Below are 11,280 nucleotides of genomic sequence, written 5' to 3' on the forward strand. Positions count from 1 at the left end.
GCTTCAGCCCGCCGGACAACAGACTTCGGGCCGGCTCTCGAACGAGCCGACCCTGAAGTTATGGTGTTGTTGCAAGGAAATTACCAGCGGAACTGCCAGTAGACGCCTTGACCGCCATGGCCACCACGGCCGCCATACCCGCCGTGCCTGCCTTGCCCGATCGGACGGCTGCGAACGATCTGCGCGTTGCGCGAATCGACGACCAGCCTGACCGGCCATCCCCTCCAGCCGATAGCCTTGACGATATACATCGGCCCACGGCGATCGATGATCCGGATCCGGTGAAAGCCGCGATGACGCAAACTCCGGCGGATCTGACGCGGTCCGAGGGAATAATGGCCACCGCCATGTCCACCTTGCCAACCATGACCCTTGCGTTTTCCGCCCTTTTTCTTGTGGTGGATCTGGATGACCTGAGCATCTGACGATGCGTGAATTTGCTTTGCGCCCGACATGGTAGTCGCGGATGCGGAAGGTGCAAATCCGACGGTTGCCAGCAAGATGGCACCGGCGATGGGGGCTGACAGTTTTGAAGCAATCGTAAACATGGCAAATCTCCTGATCCAATCGCCAGCATCTTGCTGACGTTGATCCGAAGATGCGCCATTCCGGTTGAACCGAACCGGAAGGCCCTATTCATCTTACGTTCATGTCTTTCGCGCACCCGGTTGCAGCGCCCTTGAAATCAAATTGCGCAATGCCCACCTCATGCATGCAGGCGCCAAAATGGGTCTGCAACAACCTCCCGTCCCGCCAGTTTGGGGGTCGGGAATAGACGAAAATCAGTGAAGTATCCGTTGCTCAAAGGAGGACACTTAAATGCGTCACTTGGACTTCTCCCCTCTTTACCGCTCAACGGTCGGATTCGACCGTCTTTTCTCGATGCTGGATACCGCCGGCAGCGATACGCCGAGCTATCCGCCTTACAACATCGAGCGCACCGGCGAAAACGCCTATCGCATCACGATGGCAGTTGCAGGCTTTACCGACGCAGAACTCTCGGTCGAAGCCAAGGAACACGTGCTGACGATCAAAGGCGAAAAAGCGGAGGAAGACTCCGACAAGGAAATTTTGTACCGCGGTATCGCCTCGCGGACCTTCGAACGCCGCTTCCAGATCGCCGAACACGTACGTGTGGACGGCGCTAGCCTGGAAAACGGATTGCTGCATGTCGATCTGGTCCGGGAAATTCCGGAAGCCATGAAGCCACGCAAGATTGAAATTGCGTCCAGCGCTTCGAAGCAGATCGAATCCAAGGCACACTAACTGCATAGCGCAAAAAATGAAAATGCGGATAATCGGGGCGTCTGGGGGACCAGGCGCCCTTTTTGAGTATTTCCAACCCTCTGTCCGTCAGAGCAGACCTGAAGCCAGTAGTAAGCCCGCGAACTGAACCAATTTTGATGCGATAACCCGCTCACCGGATCGCTTCGCCCAAGCAAAGAGCCGCGCATGAGCTTTGAGCATCCGCCGTCGTTCGAAACGAATGCCCCCTAGTCTCGAAGGTGAAAGCGCTCTTTTGGGATAACGGCAATTGGCGTCAATTCGACGAGAAAGTCCTCGTGCCCAAGGCCTGCCACCATAACGGATGTCGAGACAGGTGCTGATCCTTCGCTCAGAAACTCTGAGCGCACTTTCTGGATTGCCGGCATTTGTGCACTATCCGTGAAGTAGGTTGTTATCGACACGATGTCATCCAACCTTCCACCGACCTCAGCGAGCAGCTTTTGAATGTTCTCAAAGCAGCACCTTGTTTGCGCATCGATGTTGGCGACACCCACGATTTGTTCATTCTTGTCCCAAGCCACTTGCCCGGTCAGATGGACGACGACTCCCTCTGGCTGGACTGCACCCATCTGGAACCCTCGCCCATGCGCCTTCCAAACGTCTTCGGCTTCAAAACCAGTCGGCATCATTTCGCCTCCAACACACTCTTCCTACTGAAATGCCGCGACAGAGGTTCATCAAACCGACTGTGATTGTTGTAAAGAGCAATCGGAAGAGTTGGGATCGCTGAGCTTGATACCGGATAGCCCGGCACTCATGAGCACACCAATGCCATGTTAGCTCATCTCAAACCGTCTACGCGAGCGCTTCCAAAAAACGCGCAACGTCCCGGTCGGATGTTGCAAAACTCGTGACCATACGAAAGCAAACCTCGTCATCGGCCGGGGCGAGATTGTCCGACACATCGTTTGCGGGCCATTCATAGATGTGCGCGCCTGCGGCCTTGAGGTCGTCGAATTGGGTGCGTTTCAGGATCGGAAAAAGTTCATTTGCTTCAACTGGCCAGGCTGTTCGCCCGCCCATGGATGCAATTCCCTCAGCCAGCTTCGTTGCCATGGCATTGGAATGCGCTGCCGTTGCGCGCCAGCTGTCATCTTCAAAGTAGCCTTCAAACTGGGCAGCCACAAAACGGCTCTTGGAAAACAGATGGCCGGCCCTTTTGCGGAAATATTCGAATTCCCTGGCTTTTTCGGGATCGAAAAACACCACGGCCTCCGCGCACCAGCACCCGTTTTTCGTACCGCCGAAGGACAAGACGTCGACGCCAGACTTCCAGGTCATTTCCGCCGGTGTGCAGCCAAGCGTGACAAGCGCGTTGGTAAACCTTGCGCCATCCATATGCAGCGGAACCGAGCGCGAATGAGCGGCCTCTGCAATCGCTTCAATCTCGCCGATCCGATACACCGTTCCGCTTTCGGTTGCCTGGCTGATCGAGACTGAAGCGACTTGACCGTGCATCACAACACCGTCGGGAAAACGGGACATGGCGTCCCGCAGCGCGTCAGGTGTTATTTTGCACCCTACCCCTGGAATACCGACGAGCTTGTTGCCGCTGGTCATGAATTCCGGGCAATTGCATTCGTCGATATTGATATGGCTGTTGCGATGGCAAAAGACCGCGCCGCCTGGCTTGGCGTAAGATGCGAGTGCGAGAGCATTCGCAGCCGTGCCGGTCGCTACGAAGTAAACGGCGACTTCACGCTCGAATATGTCGTTGAAAGTTTCGTTGACGCTGGCTGTCAGCGGGTCCGCACCGTAGCCGGGTGCGAACCCTGTGCTATGGCGGGCCAGCGCCGACATCACCGCCGGAGCCACACCCGCCCAATTATCGCTTGCGAAGTTCATGTGCCGGTTTAAGCAGGTCGCATTTCAACCGGCAACCTGTTTCTCTCAGTAATACATTTCCCGTTTGCGATACATGCGCCCGAGCAGCCAGTCGAGCGATATCACACCCGGTCCTTTCAAGGTCGGGACCAGCAGCAGGAAGATCCAGAGCAGACGGTCGTCGGCAATCTTTGAATAAGGATCCCCGTCGAACATCGCACCGATCGTGGCTGCGTCGACACCATGCCCGTTGATGTCCACGTAGGTCATGACGATGATGAAGACGATCATGCCAAGGCTCGCAGCTCTTGTGAAAAGACCGACAACGACAAGCGCGGGCAGGATGAATTCCGCCCAAGTGCCCAGAAGAACAATGAGTCCATAAGGAAAGAAGGCGATGCCGCTGGAGTCGTAGCCCGCAGCCTCGAAAACAGTCGGCAAGATCTGAATATAGGCACCGTCCGTCGGGACAAAGAGGTTGGTCACGCTCCAGTCGTCCCCGCCGATCTTTGTCATCGCGGATTTCCAGAAAAACAGCAACAGCACCGACGCAAATGCCAGACGCGCCGCCAGCCCGAGGAGCCAGCCGTTGGTGATACGCTCAATCGCGCCGAAAACCGCTGTGTACAATCTTACGAAGAAACCGATCAGAGCGCCCATTAGTTGCCCCTTCCCTTTCCGACAGAAGATCTTCGGCTGTTATGCATTCAAGCCGTTCGAAGATCCGAGAAAACACCATTTGCAAGACAGTCCGACAGAACGTCGGACAGCGAAAATTCCGGAACCTGTGCACCCGCCGCTGCGGCGGCGCCACCCAGTGTCGCGCCATCCATGAGCGCGTTGACGAAGACATCGCCCCCCGGGCGAAGCAGCAGCACCTCAACTTCAAACTCAGGCCGCGTGATCAATACAGACTGTGGCTCATGAAGATCAATCTCGATCTTTGCCGAAGGATCGAACCTGTTGATGCGCACGAGATCCCAAACCGGCCAGCGGGACACGAGAACGGCAGCGGCCGGATGTCTTTCGAACCGGACCTGTCCAACCTCGTCCGGGCTGACGGCTCCGATCGCAGCGGGATCCAGCGGCGTCGCATCCGCTGCGTGATAGGCGCTCACCCAAGCCCATTCCAGCCGTGCAACGTCCGGCACATAAGGATAGGCCTGCAGCGGTGGAAAGCTCTCGATGAAATCCGCGAACATGTCGCCGTACCACATCAGGACGGGAGTGCTCGGAGGGTGCTCGGCGACGAATGCACGCGCCAGCGCCCTGAAATAGTCCTCGCCAAGAAGGTTCGTCACGGCGGGAAATGTCTGCCCCAGCGCGTCGCAAAGGCTCACGATTACATTGTTCCGATAGACACTGAAGCGCTTGGGCGCTATCGCACCGTCCGGTCCGATCAGGCCTTCCGGTGTTTCGGCATCCGGGTCCCAGAGGGCGGCACTGAAATCTCCGACGCTGACTTTGGGTGGGAAATCGGCCACAGGCATCTCAGACTGCACGTTTCAGGTCCGGCTCACGTGCCTGCTCAAGAATTCTGTCCGCTGCCTGTGCTTCCGCGAGCAGGATCGGCCATGCCGGAACATCGTTGTCCCATTCGACGAGTGTCGGCAGGGATCCGTTTTCCCGTATCACGCTCTCATAGAGCTTCCAGACGGCATCATCGACTTCCCTGTCATGGGCGTCGATGAGAAGTGGACGGCCCTCGTCGTCCCGGTCCGGCGCATGTCCTCCAAGATGGATTTCACCGACATCGGTTATCGGAAAATCCGCGAGATACTCTTCCGGAGAACGTTCATGATTGGTGCATGAGACGAACACGTTGTTGACGTCGAGGAGCAGACCGCAACCGGTCCGTTTCGTGATCTGCTTCAAAAACTCGATTTCACTCATGGTGCTTTGCTGGAAGGCGACATAAGTGGACGGGTTTTCCAGCAGCATTTTCCGGCCGACCACTTCCTGGACTTCATCTATATGGTCGCAAACGCGGTCCAGCGTTGCCTTGTCGTAAGGGACGGGCAAAAGGTCGTTGTAATAGGTCGTATCGTGCGTCGACCAGGCAAGGTGCTCAGAAAAGAGACCAGGCTCGTACTTTTTGTTGAGAGCCGCCAGTCGCTTGAGATGTTCGGCATCGAGAGGTTGTTCACCTCCTATGGACAGCCCTACACCATGAAGCGAGAGTGGATATTTTTCCCGGATCGCTTCCAGCTGCCGATGCGGCATGCCGCCGGCACCCATGTAGTTTTCGGCGTGAACTTCGAAAAATCCGATATCTGCACCGGAATCCAAAATCTCCCGGATATGTTCCGCCTTCAATCCCGCACCGGCGCGCGCCGGGATGGCGGCATCAACTCGCTGAGAACGGGACGGCTGGACTGACATGACAGTCTCCTGAAAGGGGAAACATGTTCAGGCAGGCGGCGGTGGGTCCGCCTGCCCGAAAAGCGGCTGCTGAGACAGCCGGTAACAATCTGGAATTAGGCTTCCGGCAAGTCGCGGTCGAGTTCAGTCAGAGAACCCTTGCGATTGTCCGGCAGTTCCATGGAAACGCAGGTGCCTTTCGGGACGAGAGTCCAGGCGTTGCCCTGATAGTCAACAGTGGACGTACCGGCGCAAGTTGTTCCGGCGCCTGCTTTACAATCGTTCTGGCCCTTCAGGGACACGCCGTAGCACTTTTCTTTTGCTTGCGCGTGAGCAGGGGCAGTCGCGGACAGACCGGCAACTGCAGTTGCAACGGCACCGGCAACGATAGCTGCAGACATAGCCTTATGTTTCATTTCGAACTCCTTTGGTCGAACCAAGATCCAATCGCGGCCAACGCTCTTCGGCTGCAGCGCGGGCGCAGGACGTAAATGAGCATATTGCCGATCAATAGGAAATCAAACGCCTGTGACCAATTTGCGAGCATTCAATGATGAGATTTTCACAAATGAAATTTTATTGCGAAAAAACGGTCCAAATTGGCCTTTCGAGACAATTGGAACTTTTTGCGCGAAACAATTATAATGCAGCCTCTGAGAAACACACTTGCTCATGGCGGTGAAATCTGTCATGTTCCGCGCGCCTAGAATAGGACAGGTATGCTGTCCCAATTAAAACGGCGTTGGCGGTGCATGTCAGTCGTCGTCAAGAAACAGCGATCAGGCTGACTGGTCGACGGATCCGGGGAGGATTCGCGACAACACGAAACCAGGTGTTTCGGCAGCGATGAATTCGCTGCGTCAATGCGGCGGTTTGTTTTGACAAGCCGGCGCGGTAATACAACGACAGAGCCGGGGCGTAAGGCCAGGGTTCGCCGAGCCGCATTCTTGAAGGAATGCGACCCGAACGGGACCGGACGCTTCAAGTCACGGGACCACTGGGGTTAACAGTGAGGGCGCACATGACGAGAAAAGAGCTGACGACCAGCACAGCCATGCAAGCAGGAAGCGTGGAGACAAACACCACTGCTACCGGCACACTTGCCGAACGACTGAGCACGGCCGCCGACAAAGGGCTCTACAATCCGTCGCGCGAACACGATGCCTGCGGTGTCGGTTTTATTTCTCATCTGAAGGGCGAAAAATCTCACAAGATCATTGCCGACGGTTTGCAGGTTCTGGAAAACCTGACACATCGTGGCGCTGTCGGGGCCGATCCGTTGATGGGCGATGGCGCGGGCATGCTTGTCCAGATCCCTCATCGCTTCTTTGCTGACGAAATGGCAAAGAGCGGCGCATCGCTGCCTGACTTCGGATTTTACGGTGTCGGCTTCATTTTCATGCCGCAAGACGATGCGCTTCGCGCGACATGCGAGGAAATTGTCGAGCGCGTAATCAAGGCCGAAGGCGAGGATCTGATCGGCTGGCGCGATGTGCCTGTCGACAATGCTTCTCTTTCCAAGGCGCCGGACATTGCGGCCACGGAACCCGTTTCGCGTCAGGTTTTCATCAAGCGTGCAAGAAGCGAATACCAGGACGCTTTCGAGCGCCGTCTTTATGTTCTGCGCAAGGTGATCTCCAATACCGTGCGTGCGGAAACGGATGCGGTCGAAAAGGGCTTTTACATCGTCTCGCTCTCCAGCCGCACGATTGTCTACAAGGGCATGTTCCTGGCCTATCAGCTCGGCGCCTACTATGCCGACTTGAAAGACGAGCGCTTTACCTCTGCTCTGGCGCTTGTGCACCAGCGCTTTTCAACCAACACCTTCCCGTCGTGGGACCTGTCGCACCCCTACAGGATGGTCGCTCACAACGGCGAGATCAACACGCTGCGCGGCAACGTCAATTGGATGGCCGCCCGCCAGGCGTCCGTTTCGTCGGCATTGCTCGGCGACGACATTTCCAAGCTGTGGCCGATCTCCTACGAAGGACAGTCGGATACCGCCTGTTTTGACAATGCGCTCGAGTTCCTCGTCATGGGAGGCTACTCGCTTGCACACGCGGCGATGATGCTGATCCCGGAAGCCTGGGCCGGTAATCCGCTCATGGACGACAACCGTCGTGCCTTTTACGAATACCACGCCGCGATCATGGAGCCGTGGGATGGGCCTGCTGCCGTTGCCTTCACCGATGGCCGCCAGATCGGCGCCACACTGGACCGCAACGGCCTGCGCCCGGCACGTTACATCGTCACTGACGACGACTACGTGATCATGTCTTCCGAGGTCGGCGTTCTACCTGTGGAGGAAGAACGCATCGTTCAGAAATGGCGGCTGCAGCCTGGAAAGATGCTGCTGATCGACCTCGAGGAAGGCCGCATCGTTTCCGACGACGAAATCAAGCGCGAACTCTCCACAGCCAATCCTTACAAGGACTGGCTGCATCGGTCCCAGATTGTTCTGGAGGATCTTCCGGGCGTGCGCCAGCGCGCACCGGTTGCTGGAGAAAGCATGCTCGACCGCCAACAGGCTTTCGGATACACGCAGGAAGACATCAAGCTGTTGATGACGCCGATGGCAACGGTTGGCCAGGAAGCCATCGGGTCCATGGGAACCGACACACCGATCTCGGCGCTCTCGGACAAGTCGAAACTGCTTTACACCTACTTCAAGCAGAACTTCGCGCAGGTGACCAACCCGCCGATCGACCCGATCCGCGAAGAGCTGGTGATGAGCCTCGTCTCGTTCATCGGTCCACGGCCGAACATATTTGATCTGAAGGGTCTATCGTCGTCAAAGCGCCTGGAAGTACGCCAGCCGATCCTCACAAACGAGGATCTTGAAAAGATCAGGGCAATCGGCGACATCGCGGACAACCAGTTCTCCGCGAAAACGCTGGACATCACATACAACGCTGAAAAAGGCGCGAGCGGCATGGAAGCCGCGCTCGATGAGTTGTGCCAGCGCGCCGAAAAGGCGGTGCGCGACGGATACAATATCATCATCGTGTCGGACCGTCTGATCAGCCGCTCCCGCATCGCTATCCCGGCGTTGCTGGCAACCGCGGCAGTACATCATCACCTGATCCGCAAGGGCCTGCGAACCTCGGTTGGTCTTGTCGTGGAAACCGGCGAAGCCCGCGAAATTCATCACTTCTGCGTCTTGGCAGGTTTCGGTGCAGAAGCGATCAATCCCTATCTCGCTTTCGAAACACTCCTGTCCATGCATATGGAAATGGATTTCCCGGAGGAGGTCGACCAGTACGAGGTCGTCGAGCGCTACATCAAGTCGATCGACAAGGGTATCTTGAAGGTCATGTCCAAAATGGGCATCTCGACCTACCAGTCCTATTGCGGAGCCCAGATTTTCGATGCTGTCGGTCTCGGGTCGGAATTCATCGAGAAATACTTCTTCGGCACCGCAACCATGATCGAAGGCATCGGCCTTTCGGAGGTCGCCGAAGAGACCGTTCTGCGTCATTCGGAGGCTTTCGGCGACGTCGCCATCTTGCGCCGCTCCCTGGAAGTCGGCGGTGAATACGCCTACCGGACACGCGGCGAAAGCCATATGTGGACGCCTGAATCCATTGCCCAGCTGCAGCACGCCGTTCGCGCAAAACTTCCGGACATGTACCGGGCATTCGCCGAAGAGGTGAACGACAAGAGTGGACGCTACGCCATCAGGGGCCTCTTCCGCATCAGGGGAGCGGACGAGATCGGCCGTGACGCGATCGAACTTGACCAGGTGGAGCCGGCGGAAGCTATCGTCAGACGCTTCGTCACCGGCGCCATGTCGTTCGGATCGATCTCCCGTGAGGCTCACACGACGCTTGCCATTGCGATGAACCAGATCGGCGGCAAGTCGAACACAGGCGAAGGCGGCGAGGAACCCGAGCGTTTCAACCCGCTGCCGGACGGTTCGACAAACCCGCGCCGCTCGGCGATCAAGCAGGTCGCATCGGGACGGTTTGGCGTGACGACGGAATATCTCGTCAATTCCGACATGATCCAGATTAAGGTCGCCCAGGGTGCCAAGCCCGGGGAAGGCGGTCAGTTGCCGGGTCACAAGGTGGATGCCGTGATCGCCAAGGTCCGGCACTCGACGCCGGGCGTTGGCCTGATTTCACCACCGCCGCATCACGATATCTATTCTATCGAGGATCTGGCGCAGCTCATCTACGACCTGAAAAACGTCAATCCCGGTGCCGACATTTCAGTCAAACTGGTTTCCGAAGTCGGCGTCGGGACTGTCGCCGCCGGCGTTGCCAAGGCGCGCGCGGACCACATCACAATTTCCGGTTATGACGGTGGCACGGGCGCTTCGCCGCTGACGTCGATCAAGCACGCCGGCAGCCCTTGGGAAATCGGCCTGGCCGAAACCCAGCAGACGCTGGTTCTGAACGGATTGCGTTCCCGCGTCGCGCTTCAGGTGGATGGCGGCCTGCGCACGGGTCGGGACGTGATCGTGGGCGCGCTGCTCGGCGCGGACGAGTTCGGCTTCTCGACGGCACCGCTGATTGCCGCCGGCTGCCTGATGATGCGCAAGTGTCATCTCAACACCTGCCCTGTCGGCATTGCGACCCAGGACCCGGTTCTGCGCAAACGCTTCAAGGGCACGCCAGAGCATGTGATCAACTACTTCTTCTACGTCGCTGAAGAAGTCCGGGAAATCATGGCTGGACTGGGCATTGAAAAGCTTGATGATCTCATCGGGCGATCCGATTTCCTCGACAAGAACGCAGCTATTGAGCACTGGAAAGCCAAGGGCCTCGACTTCTCACGGATCTTCTTCCAGCCAGAAGCGGCCCCTGAAGAAACCCGCTGGACGCAGACCCAGGACCACCCGATTGTCGACATCCTTGACCGGAAACTGATCGCAGCGGCGCAGCCGGCGCTGGAAAGCAAAGAACCGACAATCGTCAACGAGACCATTTCTTCAGTCGACCGTTCCGTCGGTGCAATGCTCTCCGGGGAGATCGCAAAGCGCTATGGCAACAAGGGGCTGAAGAAGCCTGACACATTGAGGATCAACCTCAAGGGTACAGCGGGACAGGCCTTTGGAGCATTTGTTGCGCGCGGTGTGACGATCGATCTTGTCGGCGATGCCAACGACTATGTCGGCAAGGGCCTTGCCGGCGGCAAACTGATCGTGCGCCCGCCGGAAAACACGCGCATCACTGCCGAAAACTCCATAATCGTCGGCAACACGGTTCTTTACGGGGCAACGGAAGGCGAATGCTACTTCCGCGGCGTCGCCGGTGAACGTTTCGCGGTGCGCAACTCCGGAGCGGTTGCTGTCGTGGAGGGCGTGGGCGATCACGGCTGCGAATACATGACGGGCGGCGTTGTTGTCGTCATCGGTCAGACCGGGCGCAACTTTGCCGCAGGCATGTCCGGCGGAATTGCGTACGTTCTCGATGAGGACGGAACCTTCGGAACCCGCTGCAATCTCGCCATGGTCGATCTTGAGCCGGTCACGGAAGAAGACGACCTTTTGGAAAAACTGCACCATCACGGCGGCGACATCGAGCACAAGGGTCGCGTTGATCTGTCGTCCGACATGACCCGCCATGACGACGAACGCCTGCGCCAGATGCTGACAAAGCATGCCGAACTCACAGGTTCGGCAAAGGCGCGCGCAATCCTGGAAGACTGGACCAACTACAGGCCCAAATTCGTCAAGGTCATGCCGGTCGAGTACCGGCGCGCGCTTCGCGAGATGGAAGAACAGCGCCTCGGAATGGTCGCCGCAGAATAACGAACCGACAATACAACAGGGCTCTCGGCCGTCAGTGACGGCCGATCGCAGCC

The 11,280-nt window shown here is 57.5% G+C and carries 9 protein-coding genes; 2 read left to right on the top strand and 7 right to left on the bottom strand.

All coding sequences use genetic code 11. The features are described 5' to 3' along the window. Positions 1 to 80: 80 nt before the first annotated feature. Positions 81 to 548 (bottom strand): hypothetical protein, encoded by a 468-nt coding sequence (locus tag Q0915_RS28380; protein ID WP_299482780.1) that lies wholly within the window; start codon positions 546 to 548, stop codon positions 81 to 83. Between the two features lie 271 nt (positions 549 to 819). Here Q0915_RS28380 and Q0915_RS28385 point away from each other — a divergent pair, with 271 nt between their 5' ends. After that, a complete protein-coding gene (locus Q0915_RS28385; RefSeq protein WP_299482778.1) occupies positions 820 to 1,266 on the top strand; it encodes an Hsp20 family protein in 447 nt (148 codons plus the stop codon). Between the two features lie 227 nt (positions 1,267 to 1,493). Here Q0915_RS28385 and Q0915_RS28390 read toward each other — a convergent pair whose 3' ends face one another. From Q0915_RS28390 to Q0915_RS28415, 6 genes are all read right to left on the bottom strand, one after another. Further along, positions 1,494 to 1,913 carry a RidA family protein gene (locus tag Q0915_RS28390; RefSeq protein ID WP_299482776.1) on the bottom strand — a complete coding sequence of 140 codons (420 nt, stop codon included), beginning with the start codon at positions 1,911 to 1,913 and terminating at the stop codon, positions 1,494 to 1,496. Between the two features lie 169 nt (positions 1,914 to 2,082). After that, entirely contained in the window at positions 2,083 to 3,132 is a 1,050-nt protein-coding gene (locus Q0915_RS28395; RefSeq protein WP_299482774.1) for a low specificity L-threonine aldolase, read from the bottom strand. Positions 3,133 to 3,177: 45 nt separating this feature from the next. Beyond that, on the bottom strand, positions 3,178 to 3,771 hold the full coding sequence (locus Q0915_RS28400) for a DoxX family protein (protein WP_299482771.1): 594 nt from the start codon (positions 3,769 to 3,771) through the stop codon (positions 3,178 to 3,180). A 47-nt stretch (positions 3,772 to 3,818) separates the two neighbouring features. After that, positions 3,819 to 4,595: a DNA-binding domain-containing protein gene (locus tag Q0915_RS28405; RefSeq protein WP_299482768.1), complete on the bottom strand. Its 777-nt coding sequence runs from the start codon at positions 4,593 to 4,595 to the stop codon at positions 3,819 to 3,821. Between the two features lie 7 nt (positions 4,596 to 4,602). Further along, the gene (locus Q0915_RS28410) at positions 4,603 to 5,493 is read right to left on the bottom strand and encodes a DUF692 domain-containing protein (protein ID WP_299482765.1); all 891 of its coding nucleotides are present in this window, start codon (positions 5,491 to 5,493) and stop codon (positions 4,603 to 4,605) included. Positions 5,494 to 5,588: 95 nt separating this feature from the next. Next, positions 5,589 to 5,888: a DUF2282 domain-containing protein gene (locus tag Q0915_RS28415; protein WP_299482762.1), complete on the bottom strand. Its 300-nt coding sequence runs from the start codon at positions 5,886 to 5,888 to the stop codon at positions 5,589 to 5,591. A gap of 605 nt (positions 5,889 to 6,493) precedes the next feature. On the opposite strand from Q0915_RS28415, the gene gltB reads away from it, so the two are divergent. After that, positions 6,494 to 11,227, top strand: a complete 4,734-nt coding sequence (gene gltB, locus Q0915_RS28420) for a glutamate synthase large subunit (RefSeq protein WP_299482759.1) — start codon at positions 6,494 to 6,496, stop codon at positions 11,225 to 11,227. Positions 11,228 to 11,280 lie beyond the last annotated feature (53 nt).

The sequence above is a fragment of the uncultured Roseibium sp. genome (assembly GCF_947494555.1).
Lineage (GTDB): Bacteria > Pseudomonadota > Alphaproteobacteria > Rhizobiales > Stappiaceae > Roseibium.